This is a genomic window from Pseudomonas sp. GW821-FHT04D07 (assembly GCF_059420225.1).
Genome location: NZ_JBWKTH010000016.1, coordinates 4,587 through 26,743, shown reverse-complemented (window position 1 = coordinate 26,743; position 22,157 = coordinate 4,587). Strand labels below are relative to the sequence as shown.

The window sequence follows — 22,157 nt, the reverse complement described above, 5'->3', positions numbered from 1 at the left end:
AGGGGCCATCGCGACCGCTATTTGCAGCGGGCGCGTCGATCCTGCATTGGAGACGAAAGCATGTTCGCTTTCCTTCCTTCACACCGCGTCTTGGCCGGTGTGATCGCTGTTGTCCTGGGCGCCAGCCCGCTGGTGGCCGTCAGGGCCGAGCCGCTGAGCTTCGAGCGGGCCCAGCACCTGGCTGAAAACACCGCCCCCGAAAACCTCGCGCGCCTGGCGCAGGTCGAGTCGGCGCAGTCCTCGGTCGGTCCCGCCGATGCGTTGCCCGATCCCAAGCTGATGTTGGGGATCCAGGATCTGCCGATCCAGGGTTCCGGGCGCTATTCGTTCAACGGCGACTCGATGACCGAGCGCCAGATCGGCCTGCGCCAGGAGGTGCCCAACCGCGACAAGCGCCTGGCCCGCAAGCAACTGGCGCTGGCGAGCGTGGACGTCGCCGAAGCCGAGCGCCGGGCTTCGCTGCTGGAGGTCAAGCGGCAAACCGCGTTGGCCTGGCTGAACGTCTATTACGCCGAACTCAGCGTGAAAAGCTTCGATCAACTGGATCATCAGGTCGCGCTGTTGCGCAGCACCACACCCTCGCGTATCGCCGCCGGCACCGCGCAGGCGGGCGATCTGCTCCAGGCTGATCAGGAGGCGCTGGCGCTGGCCGACCGACGTGACGAACTGCTACAGAACATCGCCATGGCCCGGGCCAAGCTGCGGCGCTGGATCGGCGCCGATGCCGATCAACCGCTGGCCGACGGACCACCGAGCTGGGGCCCGATCCTGCCGCATACCCAGCACACCCTGGGGCGCCATCCGGATCTGCAAGCGGCCACGGCCCGGGTCAGCGAAGCCAATGCCGAGCTGGCCGATGCCATCGCGCAGAAGAAGCCCGACTGGGGCGTCGAGCTGGTCTACGGGCACCGTGACCGGCAGTTCGGCGGCGATATGGCGTCGCTGCAATTCACCTTCGATCTGCCGCTGTTCAGCGGTTCCCGCCAAGGGCCGCGGATCAATGCGCGGCAGCATGAGGTCGAACAGCGGGAGGCCGAACAGGAAGTCATGTTGCGTGAGCACAAGGCCGAGCTGGAAAGCGGGCTGGCCGAACTCGAGCGCTTGAATAAGGCTCTGGAACGTTCGCAACAGTCAGCAATTCCCCTGGCCGAGCGCCGCGCCGAGCTTTCGCTGGCGTCGTACAGGGCTGGTAAGAGCCCGTTGAATGAAGTGATCGGCGCCCGTCGTGATCTGATCGAGGCACAGCTGCGCCGCGTCAATCAACAGAGTCAATTCAGCCAACTGTCCGCCAGCCTGTATTACGCCTATGTCGAGGGCCTCAAATGAAGACGCGCACTTACTCCCTGTTGACCCTCGCGCTGGCGGGGCTCGGTGTTGCCGGGGGCTACTGGCTTGGCCACGGTGGGAGCGCGATGTCCGCTGCGGCCGATGGCGCGAAGCAAGAGCGCCCGGCCCTGTACTGGTTCGACCCAATGTATCCGACCCAGCACTTCAATGCACCGGGCAAGTCGCCGTTCATGGACATGCAACTGGTGCCCAAGTATGTCGATGGCGCCGAGGACACCTCGTCCGTCAGCGTCTCGTCGCAACTGGCCCAAAACCTTGGTATGCGCACCGCCGTGGTGGTGCGTGAACGCCTGCCCGGTGGGCTCGATGCCGTCGGTTCGCTGGGTTACAACCAGCGCGATATCGCCAACCTGCAAGCCCGTGCGGCGGGCTTTGTAGAGCGCGTCTACGACCGTGCTCCCGGCGATGTGCTGCCGGCCGGCGCGCCGCTGGTGGATCTGTTGATACCCGAGTGGTCGGCCGCGCAACTGGAATTTGTCGCGGTCCTTGCCAGCGGCGACGGCCGCTTGATTCAGGCCTCGCGCCAGCGCCTGCAATTGCTCGGCATGCCCGAGTCGGTGATCGCCGAGGTGGCTAAGACCCGCAAGGTTCGCCCGGTATTGACCCTGTCCACGCCGATGGCCGGTGAACTGCAAAGCCTGGAGGTGCGCGCGGGAATGAGTGTGTCCGCGGGGATGAGCCTGGCGCGGATCAACGGCCTGGGTAGCGTCTGGCTCGACACCGCGATCCCCGAGGCGCAGGCCATCTCGGTCGCGGTGGGCGCCGCGGTGTCCGTGGCCTTGTCCGCTTATCCCGGACAAACGCTGGCGGGGAGGGTGGTGGCGGTATTACCCAGTGTCGATCCGCAGAACCGTACCCTGACGGTGCGCAGCCAGTTGCCCAACCCGGACGGCAAGCTGCGGCCGGGCATGTTCGCCAGCGTGCGCCTCGCCGAGCCCGATTCGACCCCGAGCCTACTGGTGCCCAGCGAAGCGGTGATCCGTACCGGCAAACGCACCCTGGTGATGCTGGCGCAGGTCGAGGGCCGTTATCAACCGAAAGAGATTCGTATCGGGCGCGAGTCGGACGGGCGTATCGAAGTGCTTGATGGCTTGAGCGAAGGCCAGAAGGTGGTGACCTCCGGGCAGTTCCTGCTCGACTCGGAAGCCAGCCTGCAAGGCATCGCCCCCACCGATGAGCCGATGGACTCGATGGAGGGGATGAAATGATCAAGCGTCTGATCCACTGGTCCATCGGCAATCGGTTCCTGATCCTGCTGGCGACCCTGTTTATCGTTGCCTGGGGCATCTGGTCGGTACGCAATACACCGCTCGATGCACTGCCGGACCTGTCCGACACCCAGGTGATCGTGCGCACCAGCTTTCCCGGGCAGGCGCCGCAGATCGTTGAAAACCAGATCACCTATCCGCTGGCCAGTACCTTGCTGTCGGTCCCCGGGGCGAAGACCGTGCGCGGCTACTCGTTCTTCGGCGACTCTTTTGTCTATGTGATTTTCGAGGACGGCACCGACCTGTACTGGGCCCGTTCGCGGGTCTTGGAATACCTCAACCAGGCCCAGGGCCGCTTGCCCCAGGGCGTCACCAGCACTCTGGGTCCGGATGCCACCGGCGTGGGCTGGATCTATCAGTACGCCCTGGTGGATCGCAGCGGTCAGCATGACCTGGCGCAGTTGCGCGGAATCCAGGACTGGTTCCTCAAGTACGAGCTCAAGACCGTGCCCAATGTCGCCGAAGTCGCCACCATCGGCGGCATGGTCAAGGAGTATCAGGTCCTGCTCGATCCGCAGAAGATGGTGGCCTACGGCATCACCCAGCGGCAGGTGAACGAGGCACTGAAGAGCGCCAACCAGGAGGCCGGCGGTTCGGTGCTGGAACTGGCCGAGCGCGAATACATGGTGCGGGCTTCGGGCTATCTGAAGAGCCTGGAGGACTTTCGCAATATCCCGTTGAAAACCTCGGCGCAAGGCGTGCCGGTGTTGCTCGGGCAGGTGGCGACGATCCAGATCGGCCCCGAGATGCGTCGTGGCATTGCCGAGTTGGACGGTGAAGGTGAAGCCGTCGGCGGCGTGGTGATCCTGCGCTCGGGCAAGAACGCCGACGAAACCCTGCAGGCGGTAAAAGCGCGCCTCGACAGCTTGCGCGGCAGCCTGCCGCCCGGGGTCGAGCTGGTCACCACCTACGACCGTTCGCAACTGATCGACCGGGCGGTGCACAACCTGAGCTTCAAACTGCTGGAAGAGTTCGGCGTGGTGGCGCTGGTGTGCCTGTTGTTCCTCTGGCACTGGCGCTCTTCGCTGGTGGCGATCATCACCCTGCCGCTGGGGGTGTTGATGGCTTTTATCGTGATGCGCATCGAGGGGGTCAACGCCAACATCATGTCCCTGGGCGGTATCGCCATTGCCATCGGCGCGATGGTCGATGCGGCGGTGGTGATGATCGAGAACGCGCATAAACATATCGAGGCCTGGCAACTGCGTCATCCTGGCCAGAAGCTGCAAGGCGAAGCCCATTGGCGGGTGATCGGCGAGGCGGCGGCGGAGGTCGGGCCGGCGCTGTTCTTCAGTCTGTTGATCATCACTTTGTCGTTCCTCCCGGTGTTTACCCTGGAGGCCCAGGAGGGGCGGCTGTTCGGTCCGCTGGCGTTTACCAAGTCCTATTCGATGGCGGCGGCGGCGGGGTTGTCGGTGACCCTGGTGCCGGTGCTGATGGGCTACTGGATTCGCGGTCATATTCCCGGCGAGCAGGAGAACCCGCTCAATCGCTGGCTGATCGCGGCCTATCGTCCGCTGCTGGAGGCGGTGCTGAAATGGCCGAAACTGACCCTGACCCTGGCACTGCTGATCTTCCTTTCCAGCCTCTGGCCCTTGAGCCAACTGGGCGGGGAATTCATGCCGGCGCTGGATGAGGGCGATCTGCTGTATATGCCTTCGGCGCTGCCGGGGTTGCCGGCGAGCAAGGCCAGCGAGCTGTTGCAGCAGACCAACCGGATGATCCGTACAGTGCCGGAAGTCGAGCATGTTTTCGGTAAGTCCGGGCGGGCGGAAAGCGCCACCGATCCGGCGCCCCTGGAGATGTTCGAAACCACTATAAAGTTCAAGCCCCGTGAGCAATGGCGCGCCGGTATGACCCCGGAGAAACTGATCGAGGCGCTGGACCAGGCGGTCAAGGTGCCGGGCTTGTCGAACCTCTGGGTGCCGCCAATCCGCAACCGCATCGATATGCTTGCCACGGGTATCAAGAGCCCGATCGGGGTCAAGGTAGCCGGCACGTCTCTGGCGGATATCGATGAGGTCGCCCATCAGGTCGAAGTCGTTGCCAAGCAGGTCCCAGGCGTTAGCTCGGCCCTGGCGGAACGCTTGACCGGGGGCAGCTACCTCGATATCCGGATCAATCGATTGGCGGCGGCTCGCTATGGGCTGAGCATTGCCGATGTGCAAGCGGTGGTGTCCGGTGCCGTGGGCGGCAGCACGGTGGGGGAGACAGTCGAGGGTGTGGCCCGTTACCCGATCAATCTGCGTTATCCACGGGAGTGGCGCGACAGTCCGCAGGCCTTGCAGCAATTGCCGATGCTCACCGCCAGCGGGCAGCAGATCACCCTCGGGGCGGTGGCGGATATCGGCGTGAGCGCGGGGCCGCCGATGCTGCGTAGCGAGAACGGTCGGCTGTCCGGTTGGGTCTATGTGGATGTCCGTGGCCGTGACCTGGCCTCGACCGCCCGCGACCTGCAGCAACAAGTGGCGCAACAGGTGAAGCTCAAGGCCGGGATGACCGTCTCCTATTCCGGGCAGTACGAGTTCCTGGAGCGGGCCAATGCCCGCCTGAAGTGGGTGGTACCGGCCACCTTGCTGATCATTTTCGTGCTGCTCTACCTGACCTTCGGGCGTTTCAGCGAAGCGGGCCTGATCATGCTGACCTTGCCGTTCGCGCTGTCCGGAGGTGTCTGGTTGCTCTACCTGCTGGGCTTCAACCTGTCGGTGGCCACGGGGGTGGGCTTTATCGCCCTGGCCGGGGTCTCGGCGGAGTTCGGCGTGATCATGCTGCTCTATCTGAAGAACGCCTGGACGGCGCGCCAGGATGCCGGGCGAGAGGAGGACGGCGATTTACTCGAGGCGATCGGCGAGGGCGCGGTGTTGCGAGTGCGGCCCAAGGTGATGACGGTGGCGGTGATCATTGCCGGCCTGCTGCCGATTCTCTGGGGCAGCGGCACCGGGTCGGAGGTGATGAAGCGGATTGCCGCACCGATGGTCGGCGGCATGATCACCGCGCCGTTGTTGTCGATGCTGGTGTTGCCGGCGGCGTATTGGTTGATGAAACGTCGGCGTTAGGACGATAGACCGTGTCATCGTTCTTTGCGGCGATCCGACAAGCTCCGCTCCCACAGGTCTGCGGTCGTACGCAGGGTCTGTGCTTGACTCGGACAATGTGGGAGCGGAGCTTGCCCGCGAAGCTTTTCGCTGGCTCAAGGGCGCCTTCGCGAGCAAGCTCTGCTCCTACACGCCCCCGAGTGGATACCCGCATGGATTATTTCGCCGCCCTCACGGCCTTTGTCGAGGCCGCCCAGGCCAATAATTTTTCCCGGGCGGCCGAGAAACTCTCGATCAAGGCCTCGACTGTCTCGCGTTATATCAAGGACCTGGAGCAGGACCTGGGCATCGCCCTGTTCAATCGCTCCACCCGCACCCTGCGCCTGACCGAGGGCGGCGAAACCTTCCTGCACCATGCCTTGCGGGTGCTCGCCGAGCTGGATCAGGCCCGGGCCGCGACCTCGGCTCTCAACCAGCAACCCCGCGGGCTGCTCAAGCTCAACCTGCCACCGGCCTTTGCCCGGCACCATGTATTGCCGCTGCTCGGCGACTTTGCCGAACGTTTTCCGCAAATCCGTCTGGAACTGACCCTGGAGGACAGTCACGTCAATCTGATCAGTGCCGGTGTCGACCTGGCGCTGCGGGTCGGGGTGTTGCCGGACTCGTCGCTCAAGGCGCGCCAGCTGGCAGCCGAACGCACGCTGCTGTGTGTCAGCCCCGAGTACGCCCGGCAACATCCGCCACCCCGTTCGCCACAGGAGCTGGCGGAGTGTTCCGCGATACTCAATGGCAACCTGCCTGACGAGGTATTTTTCATTGCGCTGCGGGCCCCCGGCGCCCAGGCCGAGCGCGTTGCAATCAAGGGCCAGCTGCGGATCAACGACCTGGATGCGCAGTTGCTGGCGGTGCGGCAGGGATTGGGCATGGCGTTGTTGCCGGACTGGCTGGTGGCCGATCTGCTCAGGCAGGGCGAGCTGCTGCACTGGCTGCCTGACTGGCAGGCCCAGGCCACGCAGATCGCCGCGTCACTCTGGTTTGTCTATCCACCCAAACGCACCGTCTCCTCGAAGGTACGCAGTTTTATCGACTTCATGCTTGAACGTATCGGCACACCGCCTTATTGGCAGCGTTGAGTCTGCTCAACTGAAGCGAATGTCGAGGGCACGCAGGTAGGTCTGCAGGCCGGCATCCTGGATCGGAATCAGGAAGGCTTCGCGGTCCGATTCGTTGTAGTGTGCGTGCCAGTAGCCCGGCGGTGTGACGAACGCCAGCCCGGGCGCCCAGTCGACCCGGGTCGGGTTGCGGATCTGGCCGTGCTCGTCGACCTCGGTGCCCACCAGGCTGTAGCAACCGGGCGGACAGTCGATGATGAAGTCCAGGGCGATCGACTGGTGACGATGGGGTTTCTGTACCGAGCCCGGCGGCAGAATGCCGTACATTGCCCAGAGCACATGGGTCACGGTACGGGTCTGGGGGAAGTGCCGATTGCCCAGCAGGATGCTGATCCGACTGCGGTCCTGGGCGCGTGGGTCGTCGGCGGCTTCGCGCAGTTTGGCATTGGCGGTTTGCGCCGGGTACAGGGTGGCACTGAAGCGGTCTTCCTGGCTGCGGACACCAAGGTAGCGCAGCAGCGGCTCGTCATGCACGTAGTAGAAGCGGCTGTCCGCGCTGGCGGCCAGTTCGACCGCCTGGCGGCCGGGCAGGGCGATAAAGCAGCCTTTGTCCCACTCGAACCGGGCCTCGCCCTGAACCAGGCGGCCATGCCCTGCAATCACATAAAGCACTTGGGAGGTGGCGTTGGGGTGCAGGGCCAGCGAGTCACCGGCATTCAGCCGGATGAAGTTCGCGCACAGTCCAGGGCCGGTGGCCGGACCTTCGCAGCCCAGGGCCTGGCTCAGGTCCAGCGGTACGAGCCGCGAGGGTCCGCTGTTGTAGAGCGAGGCGGGAAAGCTCTGATAGGGGATGCGCGAGATCAATCCGGCGCTGATCGGGTTGGCGGCCTTGCTGTATTCGAAGTACTCGGCGTCCTGTTCACAGGCGGACAGTTCGGTGCTGGCGATCATTGGCTGTTGACGGTTCATGCTCGGGCCTCTCGACGTTGTGGTTATGGGCGCAGAGCGCTCACTATACGAAGCCCGTCGATGGGGATTAAGGCCTCAATGGGAACAGCAGTTATGCGCAAAAGGGCAGTGGAGCGACGGGACGGTGCCGCACGGCAAGCTCACCCGTCGCCTCAGGCCAGGGACGCCAGGCGCTCCACGGTTTCAGGGTACTTCTCCACCAGCCGGATCAGCGTGGTGGCCTGGGCATTGGGCCGGGCCCGGCCCTGTTCCCAGTTTTCCAGGGTCCGGGTGTTGGTGCGCAGGTACAGGGCGAACACCGCCCGTGACAGCTTCAGCTGGGTCCGGATCGCCACCAGCTCCTCGGCGCTGATCGGTTGCAGCTTGTTCAACTGAACCTTGTGGGTGCGCAGGGTGACCTTGCCCCGGCGGTCATCGGCCAGGGCGTCGAAGCCCTCGACCAGTTCTGCAAAAATGTCACGCTTCATGATGGTTTCTCGCCTCTATCTCTGTGCTCAGGAGCCGCTTCAGGATTCCCTTCTGCGGCGAGCTCAAGTCGTCCTGCTGGTCTTTGTCGTACAGGGTGAACAGCCAGAACTGGGAACCTTGCGGCCACTTGTAATAGATCACCCGGATGCCGCCCCGTTTACCTTTTTGCCGCTTCATGTCCATGCAGCGGACCTTGCGTAGCCCACCGGTACCCTGGATGACCTCACCGGCTTCAGGGTTGCGCAACAAGGCGAGTTGAAAACAGTGAAACGCCTCGTCGCCCAGGTAGGCTCTGCGATGACGCTCGAAGGGCGGTAGTTCGATAAACAAAGCATTCATTATTTGTACGCTACTCACGTATAAATTTAAAGAGGGAATATGTGTCTGCTCTTCACCCTAGTTGAGTCCTGACAGCTGCTTTGTGGGACTTTTCCCGCAAGTTCACCGCTTTTTGTGATGAGGTTTGCCGGAAGGTGGCTGTCGATAGCCATTGATGTTTTTCCTGTGCAACGAGTCGTTTTCCATCAATCCCGGCCTGGGAGGCTGCTCTAGATTAGGTTCCAACGCCGGCAGCCGAACCTAGCGCGCAAACCTGGTCGAGGAGTACCTCCATGCAACCTATTCATATCCAGAAACAACAATCCCGGGTCGAAGGCTGGGATCAGCAGGATCCCGAAGAAGCCTTCACCTTGCCGTCGCGGTATTTTTTCGACGCGGGGCTGTTCCAGGCCGAACGCGACAATATTTTCATGCGCGCCTGGCACGTTGCCGGGCACCAGAACGAGTTCGCCCAGCCCGGGCAGTACGTGGTCTGCGACCTGTTCGACCAGAGCATCGTGGTGGCCTGCAATCGGGAAGGGCAGATCCATGCTTTCCATAATGTCTGCCAGCACCGCGGCAACCGTTTGCTCGAACAGCGTCGTGGCACCACCGGCGGGGTGATGCGTTGTGCCTATCACTCCTGGTGCTACGAGATGGACGGCAGCCTGCGCAGCGCACCGCGTTGCGAGCGCATGAAGAACTTCGAGGTGCGGCAGTTCAATATTCCCAAGGTGCGGACCGAGGCGCTGGGTGGTTTCATCTACTTCAACCTGGATCCCGAGGCAGCGTCGTTGCGCGAGTTGTTTCCCGGGGTCGACGAGGAGATGCGTCGGGTCTTCCCCGACCTGGAGCGCATGCAACTGATCGAGGAACAGGACGTGATCGTGCCGGCCAACTGGAAAGTGATCATGGACAACTCCATCGAGGGCTATCACTTCAAGCTGTCCGGTCCGTGCCATATCGACCTGGCCAAACTGATCGACTTCAAGGGCTACCAGTTGACCCGGCGCGACAACTGGTGGACCTACGCCGCGCCGGCCAATCTTGCCGCCACCGAGGCCTATGGGGTGAAACTGCGCAGCGACCCGAACCCCGAGGAGTGCTTTTTCAATATCGGCCTGTGGCCGAACAACACCTTCTACACCTTCCCGTTTTCCGAGTTCCTCGGCTCGTTCATGATGATTCCGCTGGATGCCGAGCGCTCGCTGCTGCGTTTCGGTTACTACTCCGCCAACGCCAGCACGGCCGAGGTCAGCAGCGCCTGCATGAAGTGGATGAACGAGGACCTGGGCCCCGAGGACATCGCGCTGAATATCTCGGTGCAGAAGGGCCTGCGCTCCCTGGGCTACGACCAGGGGCGCTACATGATCGACGCCCAGCGCAGCAACGAAAGCGAGCACCTGGTGCATCACTTTCATCGGCTGGTGTTCCAGGGTATTCACGGCCGCAACGAACGCTGAAACGCCCCGGGGCGGGCAGCGCCGCTGCTCGCCTGAACCTTGCGACGGAGTACGCCCGGTCATGTCCGAAGACGAATTCGATTACCTGATTGTCGGTGCCGGCTCGGCCGGTTGTGTCCTGGCCCATCGCCTCGGTGAAGACCCGCAGGTGCGCATCCTGCTGCTGGAGGCCGGGCCCGCCGACAACAGCTGGACCATCGACATGCCGTCGGCGGTGGGCATTGTCGTCGGTGGCAACCGCTATAACTGGAGCTACCTGTCCGAGCCCGAACCCGGGCTCGACGGGCGGCGGATCGGCACACCACGCGGGCGCACCCTGGGCGGCTCGTCGTCGATCAATGGCATGGTCTATATCCGTGGTCACGCCCGCGATTACGACCAGTGGGCCGCGCAGGGCTGCGGCGGCTGGAGTTACCAGGAGGTGCTGCCGTACTTTATCCGCGCCCAGGCCCATGCCGAGGGGCCGGATACCTATCGCGGCGCCCAGGGGCATTTGCACGTCACCCCGGGGGATATCGGCACGCCGCTGTGTGCCGCGTTCGTCGAGGCTGGGGTCGAGGCTGGTTATGCGCCGAGCAACGACCTCAATGGCTATCGCCAGGAAGGCTTCGGCCCGGTGGACCGTACCACCCGTGGCGGCAAGCGCTGGAGTACCGCCAAAGGCTATCTGCGCGAGGCCCTGCTGCGCGGCAATGTTCAGGTGGCCACCGGTGCCCTGGCGCTGCGGATCCTGTTCAAGGGCAACCGCGCCTGTGGCCTGGAGTACGAGCAGAACGGCCATGTCTGGCAGGCTCGGGCCCGACGTGAGGTGCTGCTCACAGCGGGGGCGATCAACTCGCCGCAGTTGTTGCTGTTGTCCGGCATCGGCCCGGCTTCGGAGCTGCGCGACCTCGGGCTGACAGTTCGGCATGATCTGCCGGGTGTCGGCAGGCGTCTCAACGATCATCCCGACGCCGTGGTGCAGTACCTGTGCAAGAAGCCGGTGTCGCTTTACCCCTGGACCACCGCGCCGGGCAAATGGTGGATCGGTGCCCGTTGGTTTGTCAGCCACGATGGCCTGGCGGCCAGCAATCACTTCGAGGCCGGGGCGTTTATCCGCTCGCGGGCCGGGGTCGAGCATCCGGACCTGCAACTGACCTTCATGCCCCTGGCGGTCAAGCCCGGCAGCGTCGACCTGGTGCCGGCCCATGCGTTCCAGGTGCATATCGACCTGATGCGCCCCAGCAGCCTGGGCCGGGTCACCCTTGCCAGCCGTGATCCGCGCCGGCCGCCGCGGATCCTGTTCAATTACCTCAGTACCGAACAGGACCGTGCCGATATGCGTGCGGGGGCGCGGTTGGTGCGGGAAATCATCGGGCAACCGGCGATGGCGGCGTTCGCGGGGGAAGAGCTGGTGCCCGGTGCCCAGGCGCAAAGCGATGCGGAACTTGACGCCTGGGCCCGGGGCGTCACGGAAACCGGCTACCATGCCAGCGGTACCTGCAAAATGGGCCCGGGCGACGATCCCGAGGCGGTGGTCGATCCACAGTTGCGGGTCCATGGCGTGGAAGGCTTGCGGGTAGTGGATGCCTCGATCATGCCGGTGATCGTCAGCGGCAACACCAATGCGCCGACGGTGATGATCGCGGAGAAGGCCAGCGACTTGATTCGTGGGCGGGTGCCTTTGCCGACTGCGCGGGTGCCGGTGTGGATACATCCGCACTGGCAAACTGAACAGCGTTGAGGCTGCGGTCCGATATAGTGAAACCACCACGCAACCTTGTAGGAGCCGGCTTGCTGGCCATAGCGTCATTGAGGGCACCGCAACTCAAGGGCCTCATCGCCGGCAAGCCAGCTCCCACAAGGGGGCGTGGGAGATCCCTGCACTGAAAATCAACCGTAGAGCCCACCAAAGAGGCTAGCGATGAACCCGCAAACCAGTACTCAGCCAGCCGACTGGCGCCGTGCCGATGCCGTGCCCTTGCGTGTTGCCGTATTGCTGTTGCCGTCGTTCTCCCACCTGGGTCTGGCGGCGGTCATCGAACCGCTGGCGATTGCCAACTGGCTGACCCAGCGTCCGCTGTTCGAATGGACCCTGCTGTCCCTCGACGCTCAGCCGGTGCCCGCCAGTAACGGTTTGAGCACGATGGTCGCCGGTAGTCCCGACGTCGAACAGGGCTTTGACGCTTGCCTGGTGATCGCCAGTTTCGATGTGCACAAGCACAGCCGCAATCAGTCGCTGAAGAGCTGGCTGCGCAAGCAGGCGCTGTTCGGCGCGGTGTTGATAGGGGTGGAAACCGGCACCGAACTGCTGGCCGCCGCCGGCGTGCTGGACGGCTATGAGGCGGCGGTGCACTGGGACAACTGGCAGGGCTTCCAGGAAAGTTACCCGCGGGTGAAGGCGCGGACCCAGCTCTATACCCTGGAGCGTCAGCGCCTGACCTGTGCCGGTGCCACTTCGACCCTGGACATGATGATCAGTTGGTTGGGGCAGAGCGTGGACAGCGACCTGGCCCGCGAGATTGCCATGCACTTGCTGATGGGGCGCGTGCGCCAACCGCTGGACAATCAGCTCGAGGACGGCCTGGCGAGTACCCGGCTGTCCAGCGCCAAGATGCGCCGTGCGGTGCAGTTGATGGAGCAGGCGCTGGAGGAGCCGCTGGACTGCGAGGCGATTGCGGCCAAGGTCGGCTTGTCCCAGCGCCAACTGGAGCGCCAGTTCAAGCAGCACACCGGCTTGTCACCGCTCAAGTACTATATGAGCCTGCGTCTGGCGCGGGCCCATAACCTGTTGCAGCAGACCCGCCTGAGCGTGGCCCAGGTCGCGGCCTGTTCCGGGTTCGGTTCGCTGGAGCATTTCTCCCGTACCTACCGGGCACGTTTCGGTTGTCCACCAAGCGAGGACCGCAGCCAGGTATTCAGTGCACCGGTGATGCGCCAGCCGCTGAGCCGAGAACCGCTTGAGGAATAATACCTATCCACCCGGTTGCCCCCGATCCGTGTAGGAGCCGGCTTGCTGACGATGAACGATAACGCGGTCTGCCTGCAACACCGCGGCGTGCGCATCGCCAGCAAGCTGGCTCCCACGGTTTAGTGGGCGAACTCCGGCTCCTCCTCCTCGAGAATCTCCAGCAATGCCGCAAAATGCTTCTCGGCAAACCCCGGATAGTCCAGCCATTGCCGCGCGGTCTTGCGCGCCACTTCGTCGTTGGCGATACGCAATGGCCGTCCCGTCGACAAGGCGGTGATATACACCTCGCACGCCCGCTCGAAGTAATACAAATCATCGAAAGCCTGAGCCACGCTGGGGGCGGCCACCAACAGGCCGTGATTACCCATCAACAGGATCGGCTTGTCCGCCAGCAGTCTGCTGACGCGCTCGGCCTCGTCACCCAGGCCCATGCCATCGAACCCTTCATCGATTGCCACGCGCTCGAAAAAGCGCATGGAATTCTGCTCGATAGGCGGCAGGCTTGAATCCGCCAGGCACGCCAGCGCGGTCGCATATTTCGAATGGGTGTGCAGGATGCAACGGGCATGGGGCTGGTTGCGGTGTAGCGCGCCGTGCAAGGCCGAGGCGGTGATATCCGGGGCGTTCGGGCCCATCAGGCTCGACGGATCGTCGGCGTTGACCAGCAACAGTTCGCTGGCCTTGATCCGCGAGAAATGCCGGCCATAGGGGTTGATCAGGAACTCCCGGCCATCCGCCGACACCGCCACGCTGAAGTGGTTGGCAATCGACTCGTGCAGCCCCAACCGTGCGGCCCAGCGAAAGGCGCAAGCCAGCTCCCGGCGCAACCGCGCCGGTGCGGATGACGCCTCGGCGGCGCGGCGTTCGGTGGCGCTATTCATGCTGGACTCCTGATCCCGACGGATGATGTTCAAGAGTCTAGGGCGGTCAGCCGTGGCCGCTTGACGGGAAGCGACACGGGTTGACGTCATTGCTTCATCCAGCACCGAACAGTTGCACGATCAGCCAGGCATTGGCGCCGCTGATCACCACGAACAAACCCCAGGCCAATGCCTTGGTGTACCAGCGATTGACGAAAGGCCCCATCAAGCGCTCATCGCTGGTCATGCGGATCAACGGGTACAGCGCAAAGGGCAATTGCAGGCTCAGCACCACCTGGCTCAGCACCAGCAATTTACCCACCGCGCCTTCGCCCATCATCCAAACCCCGATAAAGGCTGGGATCAGCGCCAGGCCACGAGTGATCAGTCGGCGCTGCCAGCAGGGAATCTTCAGGTTCAGGTAGCCTTCCATGATCACCTGGCCGGCGATGGTGCCGGTAAACGTCGAACTCTGTCCGGACGCCAGCAGCGCGATGCCGAACAGAGTACTGGCGAAAGCGCCGCCCACCAGCGGATCGAGCAGGTGGTAGGCGTCCTGGATCTCCACCACCGCGGTATGCCCACTCTGATGAAAGGCCGCCGCGGCCAGGATCAGGATCGCCGCATTGACCAGCAAGGCCAGGGCCAGCGAGCCGAGGGTGTCGATTCGCGCCAGTTGCACGGCGTCCCGGCGGCTGGCCAGGTCCGTTCCGATCAGCCGGGTCTGTACCACCGAGGTGTGCAGATAGAGGTTATGGGGCATCACCGTGGCCCCGAGAATGCCGATGGCCAGGTACAGCGGCGCGGCCTCGCCGATGGCCGAGAGAGACGGCTTGAAGCCCTGGAACACGTCTGGCCAGTAAGGTTTGATCAACACCAGTTCAATGAAAAAACACACGCCGATGGTCGCCACCAGCACCAGCATGATGGCTTCCAGGCGCCGGAAACCGCGATTCTGCAGGGCCAGGATCAGCAAGGTGTCGAACGCCGTCAGGACAATGCCGAAGGTCAGCGAGCAGCCCAGCAGCAGATGAAAGGCCAGGGCACAACCGAGGACTTCGGCCAGGTCGGTGGCGATGATCGAGATTTCCGCCAGCAGCCACTGGAGCATGGCCGAGCGCGGGCTGTAGCGCTCGCGACAGAGCTGCGCCAGGTCGCGGCCGGTGGCAATTCCCAGGCGCGAGCAAAGGCACTGCACCGCCATGCCGGCGAGGCTCGCCAACAGCACCACGAATAACAGGCTGTAGCCGTAACGCGAGCCGGCCTCGATCGCCGTGGCCCAGTTGCCCGGGTCCATATAGCCGATGGAAATCAGCAGGCCGGGACCGGCAAAGCGCAGGGCCCGCTTGAAGAATGGCGCGCCGCGATCGACGGCAATCGTGCCGTTTACTTCAGAGGGGCAAAAGGGGGCGGTGGCAACTTTCGGCAGGCTGAATTTCACACGGCGTTCCAGGACAACGGGCGGGAAGTGCCAGCTTAGACGTTTGGCGCACGGGGCCCAAGCTATCGAGGCGATTGAAAAGGACATTCAATCTGAAATGCACCAGAGAACCTGTGGGAACGGAGGGACTTATTGCTCCGGGGTGCCTTCGGGCGCCGAGTCACCGCCGTAGTGCTGGCCCAGTTCGACGCGGTTTTCCTCGACCCAGCCGCTGAAGTCATCACCGCTCTTGGCGATGTACATGACCTGGGCCCAGCCGTCCTCGGTGCTGGCATACACCGTGAGGCCGTCGCCGGGAACGACGAAGACTTTCCTGGTGATACAGGCGCTGTTGGGGGCGCTGTGAAAATAGGCCCGCCCCTGGCCGATGACCTTGCCTTCGACGGGCGGACGGTAGCTGCCGGCTTCGGCATTGGCCTTTTCATCCAGGGCGGCGCAATCCACCGCGGCCTCGGCGGCAAAGGTCAAGGGCGAGAGGCTCAACAGCAAGCAGGCAAAAGGCAGCAGGCGAGCGGTGCGTTCCATGCGGGAGGTGTCCATCAAGGATTGGAGAGGGGGGCGATCATAACTGATGGGTTCGTGGCTTATCAGCGGGGAAGAGCCACCGGCGTGAGCACCGGCTTACCGGAAAAATACGCCAGCAGGTTTTCGGCCACCAGCGTCACCGTGGCTTCGGAGGCTTCCGGCGACAGGCCGGCCACGTGGGGTGTCAGCACCACATTGTCCAGGCCCTTGAGGACATCCGGCACATTCGGCTCGTCATCGAACACGTCCAGCGCCGCGCCGGCGAGGCGGCCTTGCTGGAGCGCGTCCACCAGGTCGTTGGTCACCACCACGCTGGCGCGCGCAATGTTGACCAGGAAGCCTTGCGGGCCGAGGGCTTCAAGGGTCTGCCGGTCGATCAGGGCATGGGTGCCGGCACCGCCCGGCGTGGCGACGATCAGATAGTCCGAGACCAGCGCCAGTTCGGTGGTCGTGGCGCAATAGTGGTAATCGACATCTGTGCGCTGGCGCCGGTTGTGATAACTCACGGTCATGCCAAAGCCCAGGGCCGCGCGCTGGGCAATCGCCAGGCCCACCGCGCCCATGCCGAGGATGCCCAGGCGTTTACCGCCCAGGGACGGGCGCATCAGCTTGCGCCACTCGCCGCGCCGCACCGAGGCATCGGCGCGGGGAATATCGCGCACCAGCGACAGCAGCAGGGCCATGGCGTGGTCGGCCACGGACGAGGCATTGGCGCCAGCGCCATTGGTCACGACAATGCCGCGTTGCGCGGCGGCGTGCAGGTCGACCTGTTCATAGCCGGCACCGATCACGCAGATGATCTCGAGCCTGGGCAGGGCGGCCATTTCATCGGCGAACAACCCCAGCGGGCCGCGGGTCAGCACGGCGTTGATGCGCTCGCCATGGATGGCAATGGCTTGCGCGCGCAGGGCTTGGGTCGGCGCCAGGATCAGTTCGAAGCCGTGCTTCTGGATGATCGGCAGGTAGTCGTCGACGGTTTCCACGAGTACCAGCAGCACGTTGCTCATGTGTTTCTCCGGGCCGTATCAATAAGAGTGACCGACAAGACATCGCCCTGCCGGTGGTTGAGCTCAGGTCGCCCTGACACCGTAGCGACCGCGGTAATCACTGGGAGAAAAACCGGTGATTTTCTTGAAGGTCGAACGGAACGCACCGGGATCCTGGTAACCCACGGTCCAGGCGATATGGTCGACGGTGCCGTTGGTGAATTCAAGCATTTCCCGTGCCTTGCCGACTCGCAGGTGCTGGCAGTACTCCGTCGGGCGCAGGCCGGTGGCGGCGCGAAAGCGGCGCAGGAAGGTTCGTTCTTCCAGGCCGGCCTTGTCGGCCATGGCATTCACGCTCGCCTCCAGCGCGCCGCTGCTTTGCAGCCAGTGCTGGACCTTGAGGATCGCGGCATCGCCGTGTCCCAGGATCGGCGCAAAGTTGCCGGCGCATTCGCTGTTGTCACGGTGTTCGATCAGCAGGTAGCGCGCGGTACGGGTGGCGATGCCCGGTCCCAGCTGCCGTTCGACCAGGCGCATGCCCAGCTCGGCCCAGGCCATCAGCCCGGCGGTGGTGATCAGGTCGCCGTCGTCGATGATCGGTTTGTCGGTGTCGAGCCGTATCTGCGGGTAGCGCGCGGAAAAGGCCTTGGCCGAACTCCAATGGGTGGTGGCGGGACGCTGGTCGAGCAGGCCGGTCTGCGCCAGCACGAAGGCGCCCATGCACACGGAGCCGATGATCGCTCCGTGGCGATGTTGTTCGCGAACCCAGTGGGCACTGAGCTGCAAGGACGCGGGCGAGGGGGTATCGCCCAGCGACGGGGGGATGACCACGGCGACCGGGTGGCCGTCCGTGCCCGGCTGGCTGTCGTAGCTGCGTTCGATCGAATCGCCCGTGGCGCTGGTGGTCCAATGGCTGACGCGCAGTAGCCGAGAAGCATCACCGTGTTCGGCGACCATGCGATTGGCCACGCTGAACAGGTCGGTCAGGCCGTGGATGGCGGCGGTCTGCGCACCGGGATAGAGCAGCAGGCCGATCTCCGCCACGGCGCTGTCGTTGCGCCCTGCGGCTGTGGTGGTGTGGTCGATGGCGGCCGTGGGCGCGTCCATTGTCAGTTTTCCCCTCGAAAGTGTCGGTCCGGCCAATCCCCGGAACCCCGTGGGAACTGGATACTTGATCCGGTAAAGCAAAGCAACCGAACGCTGCACCACTCAATCGAGGAAGATGATATGTCCGTACAAGCGCTGATCCTGGTGGATATCCAGAATGATTATTTTCCAGGTGGAAAATGGACCCTGAACGGCGCCGACGCCGCCGCTGACAAGGCCGCCGCGATTCTGGCCGCCGCGCGTGAGGCGGGCGACCTGGTGGTGCATGTCCGCCATGAGTTTGCCAGCGCCGATGCGCCGTTCTTTGTCCCGGGTTCCGAGGGGGCACGGCTGCACGCCAAAGTCCTCAACCGCGCCGACGAGCCGGTGATACTCAAGCATTTCGTCAATTCATTTCGCGACACCGAACTGAGCGCGGTGCTGGAGCGCAATGAGATCAAGGAATTGGTGGTGGTTGGCAGCATGAGTCACCTGTGCATCGACGCCATCACCCGCGCGGCGGCTGACCAGGGCTACCAGGTCACGCTGATTCATGATGCCTGTGCTTCGCGGGACCTGGAGTTCAATGGCCTGACGGTGCCGGCGGCCCATGTGCACGGGGCGTTCATGGCTGCCCTGGCGTTCGGCTATGCCACGGTGGTTTCCGCCGAGCAGTGGCTGGCGCGCTAAGCCGTCACGGACGGACGCTAGCCCCCGGCAGGCATGGTTCTGCTGGGGGAGGGTGAGCCGGTTATTGAGTATGAGTTCCTCCCAGAATTGATTTCGGCTCGAGGAACGCCTCGAGCCCGAAGGTTCCGTATTCGCGGCCGATGCCCGACTGCTTGAAACCGCCGAAAGGCGCCGCCGGCTCGTGGGCCAGGGTGTTGATCAGCACGCGTCCGGCCTCGAGGCGGTCGGCGACCTGGCGGGCCCGTTCGACATCGGTGGACATCACATAGGCCTGCAGGCCGTAGGGCGTGTCATTGGCGATACGGATGGCTTCTTCCTGATCTCGGTAGGTGATGATCGACAGCACCGGCCCAAAGATTTCCTCGCGAGCGATGGTCATTTCATTGGTCACGCCACTGAATACGGTGGGACGCACGAACCAGCCCTTGTCCACGCCTTGGGGCAGGCCTTCGCCACCGACCAGCAGGCGGGCGCCGTCGTCGATGCCGATACGGATATAGCGTTGCACCCGTTGCCATTGTTTTTCGCTGACCATCGGCCCGACGGTAGTTTGTGGATCAAGGGGATCACCGGCCTTGACCGCGTCAATGGCCTGGAGCACGGCGGCTTCGACTTCATGCAGGCGTTCCTCCGGTACCAGTATCCGGGTTCCGGCGATGCACGCCTGGCCGCTGTTCATAAAGCCGGCCTGCAAGGCCAGGGGAATGGCCTGGCTTAGATCGGCATCGTCGAGGATCACCACTGGCGATTTACCGCCCAGCTCCAGGGTGACGCGCTTGAGGGTCTCGGCGGCGCTGCGCAGGATGTTTTTGCCCACCAGGGTGGAGCCGGTGAAGGAGATCTTCGCGATATCCGGATGACTGCTGAGGGTGGCGCCGACGGTTTCACCGCGCCCGGTGACGATATTGAACAGTCCTGGCGGCAGGTCGGCTGCGTGCAGGGCCTCGGTGACGATACGGGTCTGGATCGCGCTCATTTCACTGGGCTTGATCACCGCGGTACAACCGGCGGCCAGGGCGGCGGCGAGCTTGCCGCAGATAAATCCGGCGTCGTTGTTCCAGGGAGTGATCAGGCCGGCCACGCCGAGCGGCTGCATGATCACCTCGGCGGTCCCGGCGCGGCGCTTGAAGTCGTAGTTGTCGAGGATCTTCGCTGCTTCCAGTAGCACGCTGGCGGCATGCTGGGCCATCCAGCGCGAGCGCGAGGCGGGGGCGCCGTATTCCTCGATCAGGGCGTCGTTGAGCTGGTCTTCCCGGGCGACAATGGCCGCGTGCATGCGCTGCAACATGGCCAGACGTTCGGCCTTGGTGGTGCGGGAGAACGCCGGGAACGCGGCCTTGGCGGCGGCAATCGCGGCGTGGGCATCCTGTTCGTCGGCCAGGCGCACCTGGCCGATGACCTGGCCGGTTGCCGGGTTGAACAGGTCGAACAGCTCCTCGCCGTGGGGGGTGACAAAGGCGCCATTGATATAGATATGGTCGATGCGTTGCATGGCTGCTCCGAGGTGGGTGTCTGTGGTGTGAGTCAGGATAAGCGGCTAGGATTGGCCTGATAAGCCGGATGAAACGGCATGGGTTAATGAGTGATCCGGGATAATGCGCACATCAGGTCTGACAGAGTTGGAAGCGGTGCTGGCCGTGGCCCGGCATCGCAGTTTTCGTGCGGCGGCGACCGAACTGGATGTTTCGACCTCCGCGCTGAGCCATGCGGTGTCGGCGCTGGAGGCGCGTATTGGTGCGCGTCTGTTCAATCGCACCACCCGCAGCGTGGCGCTGTCCGAGGCTGGAGCGCAGTTTGTCGAGAGCATTGCGCCAGCGCTGTCGAGCATTCGCGAGGCGATGGAGCAGGCCGGTAACCATGGCGATGTGCCGACGGGTACTTTGCGCATCAACAGCGCGGTGGGTGCGGTGAAGCAGGCGATGCCTTTGTTCCTGGAGTACATGCGGCGTTATCCGGACATGAAGGTGGATATCGTCACTGAGGGCAAGTTGATCGATATTGTCGTCGAGGGTTTCGATGCGGGGATTCGCCTGACCGAAAGCGTGCCCCAGGACATGATCGCGATTCCCCTGGGCTTGCCGTTGCGCCTGTTGGTGCTGGGCAGCCCGGAGTATTTTTCCCGGCATCCGGTGCCGCGGACGCCGGCTGATCTGTTGAACCATCGTTGCATCCGCCTGCGTTTGCCCAGCGGGCGGATCTATCACTGGGAGTTCGAGCGCCGTGGCGAGTCCTGCGAGGTTGATGTACAGGGTGTGCTGACCCTGGACGAGTCGACCCTGGTACTGGAGGCGGCGCGGGCCGGGCTGGGCTTGGCGTATGGCTCGCAGTGGAGTGCCGCCGCCGACCTGGCGGCGGGTACCCTGGTGCCGGTGCTGGAGGAGTGGACACCGCCTTACGGTGGCTTGTCACTGTATTACCCCGGGCGCCGGCATGTGCCGGCGGGGTTGCGGGCTTTGATCGAGTTGATCAGGGAGCGCAGTGGTCAGCCTGTGTAGTTATGGGGTGCCTGTTCCGGCCCCTTCGCGGGCAAGCTCCGCTCCCACTTTGCACCGAGTAAGGCTGGAGAAGTGAGCACCGTGCAGGGCGAGTTTTTATGGAGAACACAGGGGCTGTGTGGGCAGGGCAAGTTTTTGTGGAGAGCCAGGGGCTGTGGGCAGGGCAAGTTTTTGTGGAGAGCACAGGGGCTGTGTGGGCAGGGCAAGTTTTTGTGGAGAACACAGGGGCTGTGTGGGCAGGGCAAGTTTTTGTGGAGAGCACAGGGGCTGTGTGGGCAGGGCAAGTTTTTGTGGACAGCGCAGGACCTGTGGGAGCGGAGCTTGCCCGCGAAGGGGCCAGGACAGGCACCCACGAGTTAACGGACTCACGCGAAATATTCAGTGTCATTGATCCACCCGCTCCCTGACCCGGCTCCTGTATTTTCAAGCTTTTCCAGCTTCAAGAGGGTCAAGGATGACTACTCGTTTCAACTCCTGCCGTTTACGTAAGGGCCGCTATTCGGAGTCTGGTGGTATTTATTTACTGACTGCGGTGGTCCGAAAACGTGAACCCATTTTCAGAGACTTCAATCTTGGACGCCTACTGGTCCGTAGTTTCAGATATGCAGAGGAAGAACAGTTGGCACGCTCCCTGGCTTGGGTGGTGATGCCCGATCATTTCCATTGGCTCATCGAGCTTCAAGGGACCTGCCTTGGCGATTTGGTGCGTAGGACCAAGTCCCGGGCAACCAATGCTATCAATCGAAGGTTGCAACGCACGGGCGCACTCTGGCAAAGCAGTTTCCATGATCGGGCGATACGTCGGGAAGAAGATTTGCAGTCTGTGGCGCGTTACATAGTGGCCAATCCACTGCGAGCCGGCCTGGTGACGCGGGTGGGTGACTACCCGTTGTGGGATGCCATCTGGCTTTAGACATGTGTTGACCGCTCTGGCCTCTTCGCGGGCAAGCTCCGCTCCCACAGGTTCTGTGTTGTACATATCACTCCAGCGTTGCTCGGGACAATGTGGGAGCTGAATTCCACAGGTTCTGTGTTGTGCACAAAATCCGGTTTCGCTCCCGCGGACTCTGTGTTGTACATATCACTCCAGCGTTGCTCGGGACAATGTGGGAGCTGAATTCCACAGGTTCTGTGTTGTGCACAC

The 22,157-nt window shown here is 63.5% G+C and carries 19 protein-coding genes; 10 read left to right on the top strand and 9 right to left on the bottom strand.

Features of this window, described 5'->3' with window-relative positions; translation table 11 throughout:
• Positions 1-60 precede the first annotated feature (60 nt).
• The 4 genes from AC07T0_RS18825 (at position 61) to AC07T0_RS18810 (ending at position 6,783) form a co-directional block, all read left to right on the top strand.
• On the top strand, positions 61-1,326 hold the full coding sequence (locus AC07T0_RS18825) for a TolC family protein (protein WP_495002640.1): 1,266 nt from the start codon (positions 61-63) through the stop codon (positions 1,324-1,326).
• Positions 1,323-2,555 carry an efflux RND transporter periplasmic adaptor subunit gene (locus AC07T0_RS18820; protein ID WP_495002639.1) on the top strand — a complete coding sequence of 411 codons (1,233 nt, stop codon included), beginning with the start codon at positions 1,323-1,325 and terminating at the stop codon, positions 2,553-2,555. Before AC07T0_RS18825 ends, AC07T0_RS18820 begins: the two co-directional genes overlap by 4 nt.
• On the top strand, positions 2,552-5,671 hold the full coding sequence (locus AC07T0_RS18815) for an efflux RND transporter permease subunit (protein ID WP_495002638.1): 3,120 nt from the start codon (positions 2,552-2,554) through the stop codon (positions 5,669-5,671). Before AC07T0_RS18820 ends, AC07T0_RS18815 begins: the two co-directional genes overlap by 4 nt.
• A gap of 191 nt (positions 5,672-5,862) precedes the next feature.
• Positions 5,863-6,783: a LysR family transcriptional regulator gene (locus AC07T0_RS18810; protein WP_495002637.1), complete on the top strand. Its 921-nt coding sequence runs from the start codon at positions 5,863-5,865 to the stop codon at positions 6,781-6,783.
• A gap of 6 nt (positions 6,784-6,789) precedes the next feature.
• Here AC07T0_RS18810 and AC07T0_RS18805 read toward each other — a convergent pair whose 3' ends face one another.
• From AC07T0_RS18805 to AC07T0_RS18795, 3 genes are all read right to left on the bottom strand, one after another.
• Positions 6,790-7,731: a cupin gene (locus tag AC07T0_RS18805; RefSeq protein WP_495002636.1), complete on the bottom strand. Its 942-nt coding sequence runs from the start codon at positions 7,729-7,731 to the stop codon at positions 6,790-6,792.
• A 152-nt stretch (positions 7,732-7,883) separates the two neighbouring features.
• A complete protein-coding gene (locus AC07T0_RS18800) occupies positions 7,884-8,198 on the bottom strand; it encodes a helix-turn-helix domain-containing protein (RefSeq protein WP_495002635.1) in 315 nt (104 codons plus the stop codon).
• Entirely contained in the window at positions 8,188-8,538 is a 351-nt protein-coding gene (locus tag AC07T0_RS18795) for a toxin (RefSeq protein ID WP_495002634.1), read from the bottom strand. Before AC07T0_RS18795 ends, AC07T0_RS18800 begins: the two co-directional genes overlap by 11 nt.
• Positions 8,539-8,810: 272 nt before the next feature.
• On the opposite strand from AC07T0_RS18795, the gene AC07T0_RS18790 reads away from it, so the two are divergent.
• The 3 genes from AC07T0_RS18790 (at position 8,811) to AC07T0_RS18780 (ending at position 12,930) form a co-directional block, all read left to right on the top strand.
• Positions 8,811-9,980, top strand: coding sequence for an aromatic ring-hydroxylating oxygenase subunit alpha (locus tag AC07T0_RS18790; protein ID WP_495002633.1), 1,170 nt, complete (start codon positions 8,811-8,813; stop codon positions 9,978-9,980).
• Between the two features lie 61 nt (positions 9,981-10,041).
• The gene (locus tag AC07T0_RS18785; protein ID WP_495002632.1) at positions 10,042-11,703 is read left to right on the top strand and encodes a choline dehydrogenase; all 1,662 of its coding nucleotides are present in this window, start codon (positions 10,042-10,044) and stop codon (positions 11,701-11,703) included.
• A gap of 180 nt (positions 11,704-11,883) precedes the next feature.
• The gene (locus tag AC07T0_RS18780) at positions 11,884-12,930 is read left to right on the top strand and encodes a GlxA family transcriptional regulator (RefSeq protein WP_495002631.1); all 1,047 of its coding nucleotides are present in this window, start codon (positions 11,884-11,886) and stop codon (positions 12,928-12,930) included.
• Between the two features lie 119 nt (positions 12,931-13,049).
• On the opposite strand, the gene AC07T0_RS18775 is transcribed toward AC07T0_RS18780, so the two are convergent.
• The 5 genes from AC07T0_RS18775 to AC07T0_RS18755 all read right to left on the bottom strand — a co-directional run bounded on the left by AC07T0_RS18775 (position 13,050) and on the right by AC07T0_RS18755 (position 17,849).
• A complete protein-coding gene (locus AC07T0_RS18775) occupies positions 13,050-13,811 on the bottom strand; it encodes a class II aldolase and adducin N-terminal domain-containing protein (RefSeq protein ID WP_495002630.1) in 762 nt (253 codons plus the stop codon).
• A gap of 94 nt (positions 13,812-13,905) precedes the next feature.
• The gene (locus tag AC07T0_RS18770) at positions 13,906-15,231 is read right to left on the bottom strand and encodes an Nramp family divalent metal transporter (protein ID WP_495002629.1); all 1,326 of its coding nucleotides are present in this window, start codon (positions 15,229-15,231) and stop codon (positions 13,906-13,908) included.
• Between the two features lie 129 nt (positions 15,232-15,360).
• On the bottom strand, positions 15,361-15,756 hold the full coding sequence (locus tag AC07T0_RS18765) for a hypothetical protein (protein ID WP_495002628.1): 396 nt from the start codon (positions 15,754-15,756) through the stop codon (positions 15,361-15,363).
• 62 nt (positions 15,757-15,818) lie between these two features.
• Positions 15,819-16,763, bottom strand: coding sequence for a 2-hydroxyacid dehydrogenase (locus tag AC07T0_RS18760; protein WP_495002627.1), 945 nt, complete (start codon positions 16,761-16,763; stop codon positions 15,819-15,821).
• 63 nt (positions 16,764-16,826) lie between these two features.
• The gene (locus AC07T0_RS18755; protein WP_495002626.1) at positions 16,827-17,849 is read right to left on the bottom strand and encodes a GlxA family transcriptional regulator; all 1,023 of its coding nucleotides are present in this window, start codon (positions 17,847-17,849) and stop codon (positions 16,827-16,829) included.
• 120 nt (positions 17,850-17,969) lie between these two features.
• On the opposite strand from AC07T0_RS18755, the gene AC07T0_RS18750 reads away from it, so the two are divergent.
• A complete protein-coding gene (locus tag AC07T0_RS18750) occupies positions 17,970-18,518 on the top strand; it encodes a cysteine hydrolase family protein (RefSeq protein ID WP_495002625.1) in 549 nt (182 codons plus the stop codon).
• Between the two features lie 61 nt (positions 18,519-18,579).
• On the opposite strand, the gene AC07T0_RS18745 is transcribed toward AC07T0_RS18750, so the two are convergent.
• Positions 18,580-20,010, bottom strand: a complete 1,431-nt coding sequence (locus AC07T0_RS18745) for an aldehyde dehydrogenase family protein (RefSeq protein WP_495002624.1) — start codon at positions 20,008-20,010, stop codon at positions 18,580-18,582.
• Between the two features lie 103 nt (positions 20,011-20,113).
• On the opposite strand from AC07T0_RS18745, the gene AC07T0_RS18740 reads away from it, so the two are divergent.
• Together AC07T0_RS18740 and AC07T0_RS18735 are read left to right on the top strand one after the other, a co-directional pair.
• Complete coding sequence (locus AC07T0_RS18740; protein WP_495002623.1) at positions 20,114-21,013, top strand: LysR family transcriptional regulator; 900 nt, start codon at positions 20,114-20,116, stop codon at positions 21,011-21,013.
• A gap of 454 nt (positions 21,014-21,467) precedes the next feature.
• Complete coding sequence (locus AC07T0_RS18735; protein ID WP_495002622.1) at positions 21,468-21,926, top strand: REP-associated tyrosine transposase; 459 nt, start codon at positions 21,468-21,470, stop codon at positions 21,924-21,926.
• Positions 21,927-22,157 lie beyond the last annotated feature (231 nt).